Source organism: Labrys wisconsinensis (assembly GCF_030814995.1).
Taxonomy (GTDB): domain Bacteria; phylum Pseudomonadota; class Alphaproteobacteria; order Rhizobiales; family Labraceae; genus Labrys; species Labrys wisconsinensis.
Genome location: NZ_JAUSVX010000001.1, coordinates 642,928 through 659,479 on the forward strand (window position 1 = coordinate 642,928; position 16,552 = coordinate 659,479).

At 70.5% G+C, this 16,552-nt stretch carries 15 protein-coding genes; 8 read left to right on the plus strand and 7 right to left on the minus strand.

The genetic code is table 11. The features are described 5' to 3' along the window. The first annotated feature begins 50 nt into the window (after positions 1-50). The 5 genes from QO011_RS02905 to QO011_RS02925 all read left to right on the plus strand — a co-directional run bounded on the left by QO011_RS02905 (position 51) and on the right by QO011_RS02925 (position 4,344). Positions 51-833, plus strand: coding sequence for an ABC transporter ATP-binding protein (locus QO011_RS02905; protein ID WP_307269199.1), 783 nt, complete (start codon positions 51-53; stop codon positions 831-833). Beyond that, positions 830-2,377, plus strand: a complete 1,548-nt coding sequence (locus tag QO011_RS02910; RefSeq protein ID WP_307267417.1) for an ABC transporter permease — start codon at positions 830-832, stop codon at positions 2,375-2,377. Before QO011_RS02905 ends, QO011_RS02910 begins: the two co-directional genes overlap by 4 nt. Before the next feature lie 23 nt (positions 2,378-2,400). Then, the gene (locus tag QO011_RS02915) at positions 2,401-3,147 is read left to right on the plus strand and encodes a 5-formyltetrahydrofolate cyclo-ligase (RefSeq protein WP_307267420.1); all 747 of its coding nucleotides are present in this window, start codon (positions 2,401-2,403) and stop codon (positions 3,145-3,147) included. Positions 3,148-3,244: 97 nt separating this feature from the next. Further along, a complete protein-coding gene (locus QO011_RS02920; RefSeq protein ID WP_307267423.1) occupies positions 3,245-3,865 on the plus strand; it encodes a tetratricopeptide repeat protein in 621 nt (206 codons plus the stop codon). Positions 3,866-3,942: 77 nt separating this feature from the next. Continuing rightward, the gene (locus tag QO011_RS02925; RefSeq protein ID WP_307267425.1) at positions 3,943-4,344 is read left to right on the plus strand and encodes a DoxX family protein; all 402 of its coding nucleotides are present in this window, start codon (positions 3,943-3,945) and stop codon (positions 4,342-4,344) included. 49 nt (positions 4,345-4,393) lie between these two features. Here QO011_RS02925 and betA read toward each other — a convergent pair whose 3' ends face one another. The 4 genes from betA to QO011_RS02945 all read right to left on the minus strand — a co-directional run bounded on the left by betA (position 4,394) and on the right by QO011_RS02945 (position 9,920). Continuing rightward, positions 4,394-6,052, minus strand: a complete 1,659-nt coding sequence (gene betA, locus QO011_RS02930) for a choline dehydrogenase (protein WP_307267428.1) — start codon at positions 6,050-6,052, stop codon at positions 4,394-4,396. Between the two features lies 1 nt (position 6,053). Next, a complete protein-coding gene (betB, locus tag QO011_RS02935; RefSeq protein WP_307267431.1) occupies positions 6,054-7,520 on the minus strand; it encodes a betaine-aldehyde dehydrogenase in 1,467 nt (488 codons plus the stop codon). Next, positions 7,517-8,098, minus strand: a complete 582-nt coding sequence (gene betI, locus QO011_RS02940; protein ID WP_307267434.1) for a choline-binding transcriptional repressor BetI — start codon at positions 8,096-8,098, stop codon at positions 7,517-7,519. Before betI ends, betB begins: the two co-directional genes overlap by 4 nt. Positions 8,099-8,432: 334 nt before the next feature. Further along, complete coding sequence (locus QO011_RS02945) at positions 8,433-9,920, minus strand: D-alanyl-D-alanine carboxypeptidase family protein (RefSeq protein ID WP_307267437.1); 1,488 nt, start codon at positions 9,918-9,920, stop codon at positions 8,433-8,435. Positions 9,921-10,282: 362 nt separating this feature from the next. On the opposite strand from QO011_RS02945, the gene QO011_RS02950 reads away from it, so the two are divergent. After that, positions 10,283-10,681, plus strand: coding sequence for a hypothetical protein (locus QO011_RS02950; RefSeq protein ID WP_307267440.1), 399 nt, complete (start codon positions 10,283-10,285; stop codon positions 10,679-10,681). 246 nt (positions 10,682-10,927) lie between these two features. Here the strand turns inward: QO011_RS02950 and QO011_RS02955 are convergent, their stop codons facing one another. From QO011_RS02955 to QO011_RS02965, 3 genes are all read right to left on the minus strand, one after another. Beyond that, a complete protein-coding gene (locus QO011_RS02955; protein WP_307267443.1) occupies positions 10,928-11,935 on the minus strand; it encodes an ABC transporter permease in 1,008 nt (335 codons plus the stop codon). 13 nt (positions 11,936-11,948) lie between these two features. Next, complete coding sequence (locus QO011_RS02960) at positions 11,949-13,454, minus strand: sugar ABC transporter ATP-binding protein (RefSeq protein WP_307267446.1); 1,506 nt, start codon at positions 13,452-13,454, stop codon at positions 11,949-11,951. Between the two features lie 141 nt (positions 13,455-13,595). Continuing rightward, a complete protein-coding gene (locus tag QO011_RS02965) occupies positions 13,596-14,546 on the minus strand; it encodes a sugar-binding protein (RefSeq protein WP_307267448.1) in 951 nt (316 codons plus the stop codon). Between the two features lie 364 nt (positions 14,547-14,910). Between QO011_RS02965 and QO011_RS02970 the strand changes: the two genes are divergently transcribed. Both QO011_RS02970 and QO011_RS02975 read left to right on the plus strand, forming a co-directional pair. Further along, a complete protein-coding gene (locus QO011_RS02970) occupies positions 14,911-15,801 on the plus strand; it encodes a dihydrodipicolinate synthase family protein (protein WP_307267451.1) in 891 nt (296 codons plus the stop codon). 14 nt (positions 15,802-15,815) lie between these two features. Further along, positions 15,816-16,475, plus strand: a complete 660-nt coding sequence (locus QO011_RS02975; RefSeq protein WP_307267454.1) for a GntR family transcriptional regulator — start codon at positions 15,816-15,818, stop codon at positions 16,473-16,475. The last annotated feature ends 77 nt before the right edge of the window (positions 16,476-16,552 follow it).

The following is a 16,552-nucleotide window of genomic DNA, read 5'->3' on the forward strand; positions in this document are numbered from 1 at the left end:
CGCCCGTCCTCGCCCCGGCCCCGGCGCAGCCCGCCGGCGAACGCCCCGGCATGAGGCCGGCGCACGATCTCGCCATCGAGGGCGTCAGCCGCACCTTCTCGGTGCGCGGCACGCCATTCCAGGCGCTCGACCGCGTGTCGCTGCAGGCGCAGCCCGGCTCCTTCACCGCCCTGATCGGCCCCTCCGGCTGCGGCAAGTCGACCATCCTGCGCCTGGCGCTCGGCCTCGACCGGCCGGACGCCGGGCGCATCCTGATCGGCGGCGTCGAGCCGCGCGAGGCGGCGCGCCGCGGCGACACCGGCGTCGCCTTCCAGGACCCGGCGCTGCTGCCCTGGCGCTCGGTGGCCGGCAATATCGCCCTGCCGCTCGACGTGCTCGGCCGCTCGCGCCGCGCCGCGGCGGCACGCATCGCCGACCTCATCGCCCTGGTCGGCCTCTGCGGCTTCGAGCATGCCCTGCCCGCCGAGCTCTCCGGCGGCATGCGCCAGCGCGTCGCCATCGCCCGCGCGCTCGTCACCGAGCCGGCGGTGCTGTTCCTCGACGAGCCCTTCGGCGCGCTCGACCAGATCCTGCGCCGGCAGATGACGGTCGAACTGCAGCGCATCTGGCTGGAGAACCGGCCGACCACCCTGTTCGTCACCCACGGCATCGACGAGGCCGTGTTCCTCGCCGACCGGGTGGTGGTGATGCACAGCCGGCCCGGCCGCATCGCCGAGATCGTGCCGGTGGAGTTCCCGCGCCCCCGCGCGCCGACCCTGCTCTCCGACCCCGCCTTCCACCGGCTGTCCGATCGCGTCGCTGCCGCGCTGCACGGCGGCACCGGCGCGCCATGACGCCGGCGCGCCGCCTCGCCGCGGGCGCGGCCGCGCTGCTCGCCTGGGAAGTCGCCGGGCGCTTCGGCCTCGTCGCCGACGGCGCGCTGCCGGCACCGAGCGCCATCCTGGCGCGCTTCTGGCTCGACCGGGCCGATTATCCCGCCCATGTGCTGGCGACGGTCGAATCTGCCTTCGCCGGCTTCGTGCTCGGCAATGCCGTCGCCATCGCCGCCGGGCTGCTCTTCGCCCTGTCGCCGGCGGCCTCGCGCCTCGCCCGCGGCGTCAACATCGCCCTCTTCGCCCTGCCGCCGATCGCGGTGGTGCCGGTGCTGGTCCTCTGCCTGCCCGGCACGGCGCCGCGGATCGTGCTGGCGGCGCTCGGCTGCTACTTCCCGGTGATGACCGCGACCGTGCTCGGCCTCGCCCAGGCCGATCCGCGCGCCGTCGACCTGGTGCGGGCCTATGGCGGCGGCGCCGGCGCGGTGCTGCGGCTGGTGCGCTGGCGCAGCGCCCTGCCCGTCGTCCTCGCCAGCCTGCGTGTCGCCGCGCCCAACGCCGTGCTCGGCGCCATCCTGGCCGAGTTCGGCGGCGGCGGGCGCAGCGGCCTCGGCGCCTATCTCATCGGCTCGCTCGGCCGCGCCGATCCGGCCCGGCTCTGGGGCATCGGCCTCGCCGCCACCGCCATTGCCGGCCTCGCCTATGGCCTGTTCGCCGTCCTGGCCGCGCGGGCCACGGGCGCGACCCGCGCGGTGACCATCGCCGCCGAGGCGACCGATGCCGGCGAGCGGTCCGCGCCACCGGCCTGGCGCGTACCGTTGGCGCTGGGCTCGCTGCTGCTGCCCTTCGCGCTCTGGGCCGGCCTGGTCAGCGGTTTCGACCTGCCGCCGCTGATCGCCAAGACGCCGCTGGCGGTGCTGGACTATCTCGCGCTCGGCCCCACCGCGCCCGCGGCGCAGGCCCGCCTGATCGAGGCGCTGCTCCAGACCCTGCCGCTCGCCCTCGCCGGCCTCGTCGCCGGGCTCGCCGTCGCCCTGACGCTGGCGCTGCTCGGCGAGGTCCTGCCCGGCCTCGCCCGCCTCCTGATGCCGCTGGCGCTGGTCAGCCAGACCATGCCGCTGGTGGCGCTGACGCCGCTCCTGGTGCTGCTGCTCGGCCGCGGCGTCGCCGTCACCCTGGCGATCACCGTCTCCGTCACCTTCTTCCCCGCCTTCGTCGCCATTGCGCAAGGCCTGGCGCTGGTGCCGCGCGCCGCGCTCGACCTGCCGCGGGCCTATGGCGCGCCCTGGTGGAAGGAGATCGGCCTCGTCGCCCTGCCGGCCGCGCTGCCGCACCTCTTCGCCGCCGCCCGCCTCGGCGCGCCCCGCGCCCTGCTCGGCGTGATGATCGCCGAATGGCTGGCGACCGGGCGCGGCCTCGGCAACCTGCTCAACCAGGCCCGCGGCCGCCTCGACTACGGCATGATCTGGTCGGTGGCGCTCATCTCCGTGCTGGTCTCGGTGGCGCTCTACCAGGGCGTGCTCTGGATCGAGCGCCGCACCGCCCGCCGGCTCGGCGCCGGCTGAACCCACCCAACAGGAACCTCGTCATGGACCAGAAGGCATCCGTCCGCGAACGGGTCTGGAGCGAGCTTCGGCAGGTCGCCCTGCCCGACAGCCGCCATCACTTCGATTTCGGCGAGTTCATCGCCGATTTTGTCGGCGGCGAGCAAGCCTGCGCCCGGCTCAGGGCCGACCGCTGCTACCGCGAGGCGCGCCTGATCTTCATCACGCCGGACAATTGCCTGGAGCGGCTGCGCTTCGACGCCCTGCGCGACGGCAAGACCGTGCTGATGACCACCTACGGCATCCGCCGCGGCTTCTGGGTGCTGGATCCGGCGGCGATCGCCCCGGACCTCCATCTCTATGCCGCGACCCTCGACGGCATGGAGCGCGTCGGCCGGCCGGTCGACCTCCGGGCGATCGCCGGGATGCCGCCGGTCGACTATCTCGTCACCGGCACCGGCGCCATCAACCTGCAGGGCGTGCGGCTCGGCAAGGGCCACGGCTTCTTCGACGCGGAATGGGGCATGCTCTACCGGCTCGGCCGAGTGACGCCGCAGACGCCGGTCGCCGCCGTCGTGCACGACTGCCAGGTGCTCGACGAGCCGCTGCATCCCGAGATCTTCGACACGGTGGCCGACCTCGTGTTCACGCCGACCCGCACCCTGCGCGTCAAGGCGCCGCACAAGCCGACCTGCGGCATCCTCTGGGACCGGCTCGACCCGCGCATGTTCGAGACCATCCCGCCGCTGCAGGAGCTGCAGGCGCTGGAGGCGCAGGGCGGGCCCGGCTGAGCCCCTCGCGCCGGCCCCGCCGATCCTGCCGCGATCGCGCCGAATAAATCCCCGTCCGGGGTGTTTACGGCGCATCGGCAATTGAGGAGGGACGCCCATGTCCACCATCCAGCCCATCAGGAGAGGCTCGCACCACGCCGTCTCCGTCATCGTCCTTGCCATCGCCCTCGCCCTGGCGCCCGCCACGGCCTTCGCCGCCGGCGGAGGTGGTGGGGGCGGAGGAGGGGGAGGCGGTGGTGGCGGGGGAGGAGGCGGTGGCGGCGGCAAGGGCGGCGAGCGCGCCACCGATCTCACCACCTGCCCCAAGGGCCAGGTCTGGAGCACCGCCAAGCGTCGATGCCTCAAGGCCACGAGCGGCGTCCTGCCCGACGACGCGCTGACCGACTATTCCTATGCCCTGGCCAAGGCGGACCGCTACCAGGAGGCGCTCGCCATGCTCGACCTCCTGCAGAACCCGAAGACCGCCAAGGCGCTCAACTATCGCGGCTATGCCACCCGCAAGCTCGGCCGCACCGAGGAGGGCATCGGCTACTACCTCCAGTCGGTGACGCTGGACCCGACCTATGTCCAGGTGCGCGAATATCTCGGCGAAGCCTATGTCGTGCAGGGCCGGCTCGATCTCGCCCGCGAGCAGCTCGAGCGGATCAAGGCCCTCGCCGGCACCGGCACCGAGGAATACGAGGACCTCGCCCAGGCGATCCAGACCGGCAAGGTCTGACCCCGGCGGGCCGGCCCCGCCGCCCGCTCCCGGGGGCGGCGGGGCCGAAGCCGTCACTCCGAAGCCAGGAGGCGAACTTGGACAGGTTGAAGGCTCTCGTCGCGCTGGCCGCGCGGCTGCTGCTGGCGCAGATCTTCCTCGTCGAGGGCTGGGGCAAGATCGCCGGCTATGCCGACGTGCAGCAATACATGATCGCCCATGGCGTGCGGGGCGAGTTGCTGCCGCTCGTCATCGCGACCGAGCTCGGCTTCGGCCTGTGCATCGCCGCCGGCGTCCTCACCCGCCTCGCCGCCCTGGTGCTCGCCGGCTTCTGCGTCCTCACCGCGCTGATCTTCCACGCCGATTTCGGCGACCCGGACCAGCTCGTCAATTTTCAGAAGAACGCCGCCATGGCCGGCGGCTTCCTGGCGCTCCTCGCGCTGGGCCCGGGCGCCGTCTCGGTCGACGCCTGGCTGGAGCGCCGCAAGGGCGCACGGTGATTCCCCCGCCGGTCTCGGCGGCGCGAGCTCTCCGGGCCAGGGATGAATCCTATCGCTGCGCCGTCTCCCAATCCTTTGCCCGGTAGGCCGGCGCATTGGAGGGCGGCAGCGGGTCCCGCCCCAGGATATGGTCCGACGCCTTCTCGCCGATCATGATGGTGGGCGCGTTGAGATTGCCGTTGGTGATGGTCGGCATGATCGAGGAGTCGGCGATCCGGAGCCCTTCCAGCCCCACCACCCGCGTCTGCGGGTCGACCACCGTCATCGGGTCGGCCGGATCGCCCATGCGGCAGGTGCCGCAGGGGTGGTAGGCGCTCTCCACGTGCCAGGCGATGAAGCGGTCGATCGCCTCGTCCGCCGTCACCTCGGCCCCCGGCTGGATTTCGCGGCCGCGATAGCGGTCGAACGCCGGCTGGGCGAAGATCTCGCGGGTCAGGCGCACGCAGGCGCGCATCTCGGTCCAGTCGTCGGGATGGCTCATGTAGTTGAAGCGGATCTGCGGCGCCTGGTGAGGATCCCGCGACTTGAGCCGGATATGGCCGCGGCTCTTCGAGCGCATCGGCCCGACATGGGCCTGGAAGCCGTGCTCGGAGGCCATGGAATTGCCGTCGTAGCGCACTGCCACCGGCAGGAAATGATACTGGATATCGGGATAGGGAATGCCCGGCCGCGAGCGGATGAAGCCGCAGCTCTCGAAATGGTTGGTCGCGCCCAGCCCGTCCTTCAGCGCCAGCCAGCGCATGCCGATCAGCGCCTTGGGCACGAGGCCGAGCGAGGAATAGAGGGTGATCGGCTCCTTCGAGGCGACCTGGAAATAGAATTCCAGGTGGTCCTGCAGGTTCTCGCCGACGCCCGGCAGGTGCCGCACCGTGTCGATGCCGAGGGCCTGCAGCGCCGCCCCGTCGCCGATGCCGGAGAGGTTCAGGAGCTGCGGGTCGTTGACCGGCCCGGCCGCCAGGATCACCTCGCGCCGCGCCGTGACGCGCTTGGTCTCGCCGCCCCGCTCGTACTCGACGCCAACGGCGCGCCGGCCCTCGAACAGGATGCGGGTCGCCAGCGCATGGGTCTCGACCGAAAGATTCGGCCGACTCAGCACCGGCTTGAGATAGGCGTTGGCGGCGGACCAGCGCCGGCCCTTGTGGACCGTCATGTCCATGCGGCCGAAGCCTTCCTGCTGGTAGCCGTTGACGTCCTCGGTCACGGGGTAGCCGGCCTCACGCGCCGCCTCGACGAAGGCGGCATAGAGCGGATTCTTCATCGGGCCGTAGCTGGTCTTCAGCGGTCCGTCGGCGCCGCGATAAGCGTCGCCTCCCTCCTCGCGCCCCTCGGCCCGGCGGAAATAGGGCAGCACGCCGGCATAGTTCCAGCCCCGCGCCCCGGTCTCCTGCCAGCCGTCGAAATCCAGGGCGTTGCCGCGGATATAGACCATGCCGTTGATCGAGGAGGAGCCGCCCAGCACCTTGCCGCGCGGGGTGTGCAGGCTGCGGCCGGCCAGCGCCGGCTCCGGCTCGGCATGGTAGCGCCAGTCATAGCGCGGCGAGTTCATCGGGATCGAGAGCGCGCTCGGCATCTGGATGAACACCGAGCGGTCCGAGCCGCCGAACTCGATGAGGCGCACGCTGTGGCGGCCATCCTCGGTCAGGCGGCTCGCCATGACGCAGCCGGCCGAGCCTGCGCCGACGATGACGTAATCGAAGCTGTCCGTCATCTCAGTACGGCGCTTCGATATCGCCGAGGGCGACGTAGACGCTCTTGAGCTGGGTGTAGTGCTCCACCGCCGCCCGCGAATTCTCCCGGCCGAGGCCGGAGAGCTTCACGCCGCCGAAGGGCAATTCGATCGGCGTGACGTTGTACTGATTGATCCAGCAGGTGCCGGCCTCGAGCTGGGCGATGACGCGATGGCCGCGCGCCAGGTCCTGGGTGAAGACGCCGGCGGCCAGGCCATAGTCGGTGTCGTTGGCCCGGCCGATCACCTCGTCCTCGTCCGAGAATTCCAGCACGGTCATGACCGGCCCGAAGATCTCCTCGCGGACGATGCTCATGCCGTCGGAGCAGCCGTCGAACACGGTGGGTGCGACGAAGGCGCCGTTGGCGAGGTTGCCGATCCGGACGCGCTCGCCGCCGGTGAGCAGGCGCGCGCCCTCCGCCTTGCCCTTCTCGATATAGCCGAGCACCTTCTCCATGTGCTCCTGGCCGATCAGGGCGCCGACATGGGTGCGCGGGTCGAGCGGGTCGCCGACCACCATCTTCTCCACCCGGGTCTTCAGCTTGTGCAGGAACAGGTCCTTGACCCGGCGGTGCACGAAGACGCGGGTGCCGTTCGAGCAGACCTCGCCGGCCGAATAGAAATTGCCCAGCAGCGCGCCGGAGACCGCGTTGTCGAGCTTGGCGTCGTCGAACACGATCAGCGGCGACTTGCCGCCGAGCTCGAGCGTGACGTGCTTCAGCGTCTTCGCCGCCGCGCCCATGACGACCCGCCCCGTCCCGGCCTCGCCGGTGAGCGATATCTTGCGGATGCCGGGATGGGCCACCAGCGCCTGGCCGGTACGGGCATCGCCCTGCACGACGTTGAAGACGCCGTCCGGCAGCCCGGCCTCGCGGAAGGCCTCGGCGAGATAGGGCGCGGTCAGCGGGGTCAGCTCCGCCGGCTTGAAGATCATGGCATTGCCGCAGGCGAGCGCCGGGGCCGATTTCCAGCAGGCGATCTGGATCGGGTAGTTCCAGGCGCCGATGCCAGCGACCACGCCGAGCGGCTCGCGCCTGGTATAGCCGAAGGCGGCGGGGCCGAGGTCGACATGCTCGCCGGTCATGGTCGCGGCGATGCCGGCGAAATATTCCAGGCAATCGGCGCCCGACAGGACGTCGACGGCGATGGTCTCCTGGATCGGCTTGCCGGTGTCGCGGGTCTCGATCTCGGCGAGCGCGCCGTTCCTCTCGCGCAGGATGTCGGCGGTGCGCTTGAGGATGCGGCCGCGCTCGGCGCCGGTCATGCGCGACCAGACGGCGAAGCCCGCCCTGGCCGCGGCGACGGCGCGGTCGACATCGGCCTCGCCGGCGTGCTCGATCTCGGCCAGGACCTCGCCGGTGGCGGGATCGACCGAGGTGAAGCGCTCGCCGGAGAGCGCTGCGACAAAGCGCCCGCCGACATGATGCTGGACGAGGCCGTAGCGGCTCATCGGGACGAGTCCTTTTCGAAACGAGGAAGGGTCTGGAAGCGCCGGTCGACATAGGCGCCGGCGGTCTCGCGTGCCGCCCGGCCGTCGAGCGTGCCCGACAGCGTGGCGCGCAGCCAGACGCCGTCGATCATGGCGGCGATCGATTCGGCCATATCAAGCGCCTCCGGGCGGGTCGCGAGCGGCCGCAGGGCATGGGCGATGTTGGCGGCGATGCGCCGCTGATAGGCCCGCTGCACCCGGGCGAAGCGCGGCGAATGCGGCACCTGGCCCCAGAAGGCCAGCCAGACCGTGGCGATGCGCCGCTCGAACTGCACGTCGCCGAGATTGGCCTCGATGACCGCCTGGATGCGCTCGCGCGGCGTCTGCGCCTCCCGCAGCCGCCTCGCGGCATTGCGCGAGAGCTCGCGGGCGAGGTGGCGCAGCGTCGCCTCCAGCAGCCCGTCCTTGTCGCCGAAATAGAAGGAGACCAGGCCGGTCGACACCGTCGCCCGCTGGGCGATCACGGCGATGGTGGTGGCGTTGAAGCCGAGCGCGGCGATGGCCTCGATCGTCGCCTCGATCAATTGGCGCCGCCGCATGTCCTCCGCGTCGGCCCGCCGCGGTCGCACGGATCGTGCGTTCGGGCGAGAGGCAGGGCGGACGGCGGCTGGCATCGCCCCGACAATATTTTGAACGTTCAATCAGTCAAGCCGCGGAAGCGACGGCGACGGTCCCCGGAGCGACGGGAGGGGCGAGGCGGAGCAGGGAGAATACGGGAGCGGCGGTTGGCGCGACGGCTGCAAATCCCCTCCCCCGAGCAAGTCGGATTTATCCGACTTGCCTTGCTGAGTGGTCGATCTCGGCAACACCCGAGATCGACGGGGAGGGGCAAGGGGGAGGGGATTTCCCCGACGTCGCGGCTGGCAGTCGCCCTCAGGTCTGCGGTTGCGGCTTCGGCTTCTTCTTCTTGACCGGGCGCGGCACGGGCACCGGCACGGCCTCGCCCGCCGCCTGCGTCGTCGCCTTGCGGCGCGGCTTGCCGGTCGGGAGCGGGTCGGAGGTGAGGTTCTGCAGCGGATTGGCGCCGGTGCGCGGGATCTGGCCCGGCAGCGCCGCCTGGGGCGCGGCGGGCGCACCCGGGCGGATGGCGCCGAGGGCCGTGCCGGGCAGGGCCAGCGGCGCCGCGACATTGGCATCGACCGGCGCGGTGGGCTGCACCAGCGGCTGGCCGGCGGCCGGCTCGGCATAGCCGATGGCGCCGGGCTTGGGGGGCGACGGCGGCGCGGCGGCGATGGCGGCTGCCGGCTTCGCCGGCCGTTTCGGTCCCTTGTAGGGCCCGACCATGATGGGCGGGTCGATGGTCCAGTTGGCGAGGAGCAGCGCCTCGCCCGCCGCCGGGGCCTGCGGCTGCGCCGCCGCCGGCTGGGGCTCGGCCTGCACCGTGGCGACCACGCGCCCGGGCTTGTCGTCGCTCCGCGGCGCGGCGGCGGCCGGCGGCGGCAGCACCTCGGCCGTGTCCTCCTGCTCGGCCGCGGCCGAGCCGCCTTTCTTGCGGCTGCAGGCGATGTCGCGAATATCGGGCGGCGTGGCATAGGCGGAGGCCGGCAGGTCATCGAGCGTCGCCGAGCCCTCGCCTTCGCGGAAATTGGCCTCGAACAGCCCCGCGGCCTCGATCGTCCGCTCCTTGGCCGAGGGCGAGCCCATGATCACGGTGATCAGCCGCCGGCCGTCGCGCGAGGCCGTGGCGACCACGTTGAAGCCGGCGGCGCAGATGAAGCCGGTCTTCATGCCGTCGGTGCCGGGATAGCGGTAGACCAGCGCGTTGTGCGTGCGCAGGATCCGCTTGCCCGTCTGGATCGCCTGAATCTTGTAGAGCGGCGCATAGTCCGGGAACTGGGTGAGGATGGCGCGGGCCAGGATCGCCATGTCGCGGGCGGAGGAGATCTGGCCCGGGTCGGGCAGGCCGTTGGGGTTGACCCAGTGGCTCGCGGTCATGCCGAGGGCCTGGGAATTGGCGTTCATCTCGGCCGCGAAGGCTTCCACCGAGCCGGAGACGCCCTCGGCCAGGGCCACGGCGATGTCGTTGGCCGAATGCACGATCAACATTTTGAGAGCATCGTCGACCGTCACCAGCGTGCCCGGCGGATAGCCCATCTTGGAAGGCGCCATCTTGGCGGCGCGGGCCGAGATCGTGATCGGCGTGCTGCCGCTGATCCGTCCGTCATGGATCGCCTTGAACACGACATAGGCCGTCATCAGCTTGGACAGCGAGGCGGGATACCAGGGCCGCGTCGAATCCTCGTTGTGCAGCACCCGGCCGGTGGCCGCGTCGACGACGATGGAGGTGCCCGCATTCGCGCCCTGCTGCGTGAGGCAGAGCGCCAGGCCGAAGGCCGCCGTCACCAGTCCGCGTCCGATCATCCGCATCCGTCCGTCCTCGAGTCCAGCCCGGCGCACACAGCATCGCGGCGGGGCGTTTTGATGGCGGTAGGCCGCTGCCGCGCTGCGGCACGCCCTGTTTAGCGGGCGCGGCCCGATTTGGGAAGGAAGCCGCGATCGGAACCGGGCCGGCGCCTGCGGCGTTCCCACCCGCAGCGAAATTTGCCACTATGCCGGTGGACGACGGGAGCACGGCGCGGGCGCGACGATTCGTCCGCGCCGGATCCGGTCAAGGTCGGCGGAGGACCGCGCCATGCGGCCTGCGTCGTGGCGGAGCGACGGGGCGGCCACGGCCGGCCGCAACGAAGAACAAGGCGGTGGCCCATGCGGCGCCGAGGGATTGCATGTTCCTGATCAACTTTCCGCTGATGCTGGTGCCGTTCGCGGTCTACAACTTCTTCATCATCGGCGCGGAGGTGAACCCCTGGGAGGACATCATCCTGCGGGCCGACGTGCTCTCGGGCGCGACCTTCACCATGACCATGGGCGAGGCGCTGATCGTTCTGAGCCTCGGTCTCTTGTTCATCGAGGTTCTGAAGGCCACCCGCTCGGGCGTATCGATCCGGGTCGACAATCTGCTGTCGACCGTGGTGCTGATCGCCTATGTCGTCGAGTTTCTCCTGGTCGGCCGGGCGACGAGCTCGACGTTCTTCATCCTGATGATGGTGACCCTGCTCGACGTTGCCGTCGGCTTTGCGATGTCGGGCCGGCACGGGTCGCGGCGCCTGACCCTGGAACAGTGAGGCCGCGCCCCTCGAGGCGGCGGCGATGGATCCGGAACCTTACGTCAGCGCGGCGGCGAGCAGCGGCAGGGCCGTCACGCACACGAAGGCGAGGCTGACGGTGAGATCGATGACCAGGGTTTTCATGGCACGGTGACCTTGTGGACCTGGCAAGGACCCTAGCGCCGCGCCGGCCGGGCGCCTGTGCGCGCCATCACGCCGGCACGGCATCCGCTGTGCCGGGACGGCACACGCCCGTGCGTTCCGTCACGCGCCGGCCCGCGCCGTCTCCGCCGCCGTGCCCTTCGCCCGCTCGGCGCTGCGCTCCGCCAGCTTGCGGCGGTAGCGGATCAGCTGCTGGTCCGCCAGCACGCCGACCAGGATCACCGTGCCCATGACCGCGAAGTTGAGCGAGCTCGGGATGCCAAGCAGGTTGACCAGGTTCTGCAGCACCTGCAGCAGGATGGCGCCGAGCACGATGCCGAGCACCGAGCCCTCGCCGCCGCGCAGCGAGCAGCCGCCGAGCACCGCGGCTGCAATGGCGTAGAGCTCGTAGAAATTGCCGTGCGAGGCCGGCGAGATCGAGCGGGTGTACATGGCCAGATAGATCGCCGAGAGCCCGGCCAGGCCCCCGCAGATGACATAGGCGGCGGCGATGATCCGCCCGGTGCGGATGCCGGAATAGCGCGCCGCCTCCTCGTTGCGCCCGACGGCGAAGAGATAGCGGCCGAACACCGAGCGGTGCAGCACCACGCCCATGATCACCGCGACGATCAGGAAGACGACGAAGCTGTGCGGGATGCCGGCGGTGCGCCCGACGGTCAGCCATTCCAGGGACGGGAAGTTCTGGCCGAACTCGAAGCCCGCCGTGCCGTCGTCGGTGTAGTAGCGGGCGACGCCGCGATAGATCAGCAGGCCGCACAGCGTCACCACGAAGGGCTGCATGCGCATGCGCGTCACCAGGAAGCCGTGGATGGTGCCGAGCACCAGGCCGGCGGCGACGATGATCAGCACCGCCAGCGGCCAGGGCAGCTGGTAGTTGACCAGGAGGTCGATGAAGATGACGCCGAGCAGGGCGAAGATCGAGCCGACGGAGAGGTCGATGCCGCCGGTGATGATGACGAAGCCCTGGCCGAGGGAGAACAGGCCGTAGAGCCCGATCAGGTTGGCGGTGTTGGAGAGATTCACCGGCGAGATGAAGCGCGGGTTGATCAGCGCCACCACGGTCCCGACCACCAGGATGAGGATCAGGAGGCCCAGGTCTTTCTTCAGCATGGCGAGCTCTTCTTCAGTTGAGGGGGCGGCCGACGGCGAGCTGCAGCACATTCTGCTCGCTGAAGCGGGCGCGGTCGAGAAAGCCGCTGATCCGCCCCTCGTGCATCACGGCCATGCGGTCGCTGACGCCGATCACCTCCTCCATGTCGCTGGAGATCATCAGGATGGCGACGCCGCCATCGGCCAGGCGCCGCATCAACTCGTAGATCTCCTTCTTGGCGCCGACGTCGATGCCGCGCGTCGGCTCGTCGAAGATCATCACCCGCGGCTTCATGGAGAGCCACTTGGCCAGCACCACCTTCTGCTGGTTGCCGCCCGAGAGCGTGCCGACGGCGGTGCCGACCGTCGGCGTCTTGATGCCGAGGCGCTGCTTCTGGCGCTCGGCCCCGCCGGCCTCCGCGTCGCGGCTGACCAGCGTGGCGGTGGCGTAGGAGGCGAGATCGGGCAGCGAGATGTTCTCGGCCACCGAGAGGTCGAGCAGCAGGCCGGAGCGCTTGCGGTCCTCCGGCACGAGATAGATGCCGCTGTCGATGGCATCGCGCGGCGAGGCGACGGCGAGGGGCCGGCCCTCGAGGCGCAGCCCGCCGCCGAGCATGCGGTCGATGCCGAACACGGCGCGGGCGAGCTCGGTGCGGCCCGAGCCGACGAGGCCGGCGAAGCCGAGGATCTCGCCGCGCCGGACCTCCAGGCTGACGCCGCGATCTGGATAGGCGGCGGTTCGCACCTCCTCGATGCTCAGCACCGGCTCGCCGGGCGGCGCCGCCGGCGGAATGTAGAGCGATTTCAGGTCGCGTCCGATCATCAGCCGGATCATGGCGTCGTGGCGGATCTCGCCGCGGGCGAGCTCGCCGACGGCGCGGCCGTCGCGCAGCACCACCACCCGGTCGGCGCAGTGCTCCACCTCGTTGAGGCGGTGCGAGATGAAGATGACGCTGACCCCGTGCGCCTTGAGGTCGGCGATGACGTCGAGCAGGCGCGCCGTCTCGCTGACGGTGAGGCTCGAGGTCGGCTCGTCCATGATGACGATGCGCGCCTCCAGCGACAGCGCCTTGGCGATCTCGACCAGCTGGCGCTGCGCCAGCGACAATTCACCCACCACGGCGGTGGGCCCGAAATCGGCGCCGAGGCGGCCGAGGATCGGCTCCACCCGCTCGCGGCAGGCCCTGGTGTCGACCAGCTTCAGCGGTCCGGCCAGGGTCGGCTCGCGGCCGATCAGCACGTTGGCGGCGACGTCGAGATTGTCGAACAGGTTGAGCTCCTGGTGCACGAAGGCGATGCCGGCCGCCGTCGCCTCCATCACGGTCAGGGCCGCCCGCTCCGTGCCGCCGATGCGGATGGCGCCGCTGGTCGGCGCCACCACCCCGCCCATGATCTTCATCAGCGTCGACTTGCCGGCGCCGTTCTCGCCGATCAGGCCGAGCGTCTCGCCCGGCATGACCGCGAAGGTCACGTGCGAGAGCGCGGTGACGCCCGGATAGGTCTTGGTGACGTCGGCGAGTTCGAGGATCGGCTCTGGCATCGGCTCCATCCGCCGGCGGTCATCTCACGGCTGCTGAATCTTTGACACCCCGCAGAATTTCCGAGCCTGCCCTGCGAGCGGAGTTCGGAAATTCTGCTTGGCCGGACGGAGCCGGGCGCAAGGCCCGGCCCCGTCGCGGGATCACTTGCCCTGGCGCTGCTTCAACTCGGCCGCGAAGGCATCGACATTGGTCTGGTCGATGATCTTGGTCGGGATGATGATCAGCTTGTCCGCCGGGATGAACGACTTGTCGCCCTCCAGGAACTTGGCCATGTCCTTCATGCCCTGATAGCCCCATTCATAGGGCTGCTGCACCACCGTGCCGACGATGGTGCCTTCCTTGACGCCGCCGAGCGTGATCGGATCCTCGTCGAAGCCGATCACCTTCACCTGGCCGAGCTTGCCGGCATCCTTCAGCGCCTCGTAGATGCGGGGCGTGTTGTAGGAATAGAAGCCGATGAAGCAGTTGACCTCGGGATGGGCGGTGAGCGTGTCCTCGACATTGCGCTTGGCACGGGTCTGGTCGATGTCGTCGCCGCGCACGTCGACGAGGTCCACCTTCGAGCCCTTGATCGTGTCCTTGACGCCCTCGATGCGCTCCTTGGCGTTGTCGGCGCCGAGCAGGCCGACGAAGCCCATGCACTTGCCGCCGTCCGGCAGCGCCTTCAGCACGAGCTCGCCCGCCTGCTTGCCGGCAGCGACGTTGCTGGAGCCGATATAGGCGACGCGGCTGGTGTTGGGCGCGTCGCTGTCGGTGGTGAACAGCGCCACCTGGCCACCGATCCGGTTCAGCGCGTCGCTGGAGGTCTTGGGGTCGACGGCGCTCACCATGATGCCGGCGACGCCCGAGGCCACCAGGTCGTCCATCAGCCGGATCTGGATCGCGGCGGCGGACTGCTCGGGATATTTGAAGACGAGATCGTAGTTGGGCAGCTCGGACTGTGCCTTCTTCACGCCGGCCTCGGCCGCCTTCCAGAAGTCGGAGGCGCCGTTGACGACGAAGGCGAGGGTCTTCTTGTCCGCGGCCTCAGCCGAGGAAACGACGGATAGGGCGAGCGCCAGGGCGGCGCCGGTCACCAAAAGTCTCTTCATGTCATTCCTCCCAGAATGCTCTCCTGATCCCGGCCCGGGGCTCCGTGCCGGCCTGGACCGCGCCTGTTGACGTCGGCCCCACCTGGTCAGCCATCCCGGCCCCACCACGCCGGCGGCATGCCGGCGGTCGAAGAGACGGGTCCATCCAACGCTCGCTCCACCCCAAGACGAAACCCTCGAAGCGAGTCGCCCCACACAAGCACAGCTCATTTGTCTGATCAATATTCGTCTGATCAATCGAGCGACGTCGGCGCCCCGGTTGGCGGCCGCAATCGCCGCCATCAGCCCGGCCTGATTGACTTGCGGCTGACATGTTAGTGCGTTATTGGTGAGCAACAGGTGAAGTGCCGAAGGAGAACACGCCATGTCGTCCGATCACCGTTTCGGCCTGTCCGCCGCCCTGACCACCCCGTTCGACGCCGGCCAGGCGATCGACATCCCCCGCGCCCTCGCCCATGCCCGCTGGTGCCTGGCGAACGGCTGCGACAGCGTCACCCTGTTCGGCACCACCGGCGAGGGCGCCTCGATCGGCGCCCGCGAGCGCAGCGCCGTGCTCGCGGCCTTCATCGCCGCCGGCATTCCGGCCCGGCACATCCTCGCCGGCGTGATGGCCAACAGCGTCGAGGATGCCGCCGCCCAGGCGCGCGAGGTGCTGGAGGCTGGCTGCCGCGGCGTGCTGCTGGCTCCGCCATCCTACTACAAGAACGTCGGCGACGACGGCCTGTTCGCCTGGTTCGGCGCGGTGTTCTCAGCGCTCGGCCCCGCGGCACGCGACGTCTTCCTCTACAACATCCCCTCGGTGACGGCGGTGGAGCTCTCGGTCGATCTGGTCGGCCGGCTGCGCGCCGCCTTCCCCGCCGCCGTGGCGGGCGTCAAGGACTCCTCCGGTCATTGGGCCTATACGGAGCGCCTGCTCGCCGCCCATCGCGACCTCGCCATCCTGATCGGCGACGAGCGCGACCTCGCCGCCGGCGTGCGCCTGGGCGGCCAGGGCGCCATCTCCGGCATGGCCAATGTCTGCCCGCAGCGGCTGCTGCCGCTGATCCGCGAGGGCCGCGACGACCCGGCGCTCACCGGCTTCGTCGACGAGCTGGTGAAAACCGCGGTGACGCCCGCGGTCAAGGCTATGGTCGCGCACCGCACCGGGGATATGGTCTGGCGCAGAGCGCGGGCGCCCCTGGCGCCGGTGTCGGACGGCGACATGGACCATCTGACCGGCCTCCTCGACCGGATGGACCGGATGGCCGCCGCCTGACGGGAGGGAACGGCATGGACGAGGGCGGCGAGCCGATCCGGCTGCGGGAACGGGCCTATGCCAGCTTCACCCGCCACCTCCTGGCGCGGGACGTCAGGCCCGGCCAGTTCGTCTCCCAGCGCGAGCTCGTCGCCCTCACCGGCCTGCCGCTCGGCGCCATCCGCGAGCTGGTGCCGCGGCTGGAGGCGGAGGGGCTGCTGATCACCGTGCCCCAGCGCGGCATCCAGATCGCCCATATCGATCTCAACCTGATCCGCGAGGCCTTCCAGTTCCGCCTGTTCCTGGAGCGGGAGGCGGTCGCCCTGTTCACGGCCTCGGCCCCCGACACGCTGCTGGCCCGGCTCCGGCGCGAGCACGAGGACGCGCTGGCCCGCGGCCTCTCCGGCGACCTCACGCCCGACATCGAGGAACAGGCCCAGGCGATCGACTGGAACCTGCACGACACCATCATCGACGCCCTGGACAACGAGATCATCGCCAAGGCCTATCGGGTCAACTCGATCAAGATGCGCCTGATCAACCAGGAGCGCTTCCGCATCGACGGCCGCGTCGTGCCCGTCATGCGCGAGCACCTGGCCATCCTCGACGCCATCGAAAGCCGCGAGCCGCAACGGGCGGTCGAGGCGATGACGCAGCACATCGACAATGCCCGCAACCTGGCTTTGCGGGTGTAGGGCCCAGGGCATTTTCCTCACGCGAACCGACACGCGGTTCGCGTGAGGAAAATGCGCAAGAACAAAGAGATAGAGAG

Bases quoted from the DNA above. Each gene is read 5' to 3' on its own strand.
- QO011_RS02945 (WP_307267437.1), bottom strand. From the start codon at position 9,920: ATGATCGGACGCGGACTGGTGACGGCGGCCTTCGGCCTGGCGCTCTGC.
- QO011_RS02910 (WP_307267417.1), top strand. From the start codon at position 830: ATGACGCCGGCGCGCCGCCTCGCCGCGGGCGCGGCCGCGCTGCTCGCC.
- QO011_RS02970 (WP_307267451.1), top strand. From the start codon at position 14,911: ATGTCGTCCGATCACCGTTTCGGCCTGTCCGCCGCCCTGACCACCCCG.
- QO011_RS02905 (WP_307269199.1), top strand. From the start codon at position 51: ATGAGGCCGGCGCACGATCTCGCCATCGAGGGCGTCAGCCGCACCTTC.
- QO011_RS02950 (WP_307267440.1), top strand. From the start codon at position 10,283: ATGTTCCTGATCAACTTTCCGCTGATGCTGGTGCCGTTCGCGGTCTAC.
- QO011_RS02920 (WP_307267423.1), top strand. From the start codon at position 3,245: ATGTCCACCATCCAGCCCATCAGGAGAGGCTCGCACCACGCCGTCTCC.
- QO011_RS02975 (WP_307267454.1), top strand. From the start codon at position 15,816: ATGGACGAGGGCGGCGAGCCGATCCGGCTGCGGGAACGGGCCTATGCC.
- betA (WP_307267428.1), bottom strand. From the start codon at position 6,052: ATGACGGACAGCTTCGATTACGTCATCGTCGGCGCAGGCTCGGCCGGC.
- QO011_RS02955 (WP_307267443.1), bottom strand. From the start codon at position 11,935: ATGCTGAAGAAAGACCTGGGCCTCCTGATCCTCATCCTGGTGGTCGGG.
- QO011_RS02915 (WP_307267420.1), top strand. From the start codon at position 2,401: ATGGACCAGAAGGCATCCGTCCGCGAACGGGTCTGGAGCGAGCTTCGG.
- betB (WP_307267431.1), bottom strand. From the start codon at position 7,520: ATGAGCCGCTACGGCCTCGTCCAGCATCATGTCGGCGGGCGCTTTGTC.
- QO011_RS02960 (WP_307267446.1), bottom strand. From the start codon at position 13,454: ATGCCAGAGCCGATCCTCGAACTCGCCGACGTCACCAAGACCTATCCG.
- betI (WP_307267434.1), bottom strand. From the start codon at position 8,098: ATGCGGCGGCGCCAATTGATCGAGGCGACGATCGAGGCCATCGCCGCG.
- QO011_RS02965 (WP_307267448.1), bottom strand. From the start codon at position 14,546: ATGAAGAGACTTTTGGTGACCGGCGCCGCCCTGGCGCTCGCCCTATCC.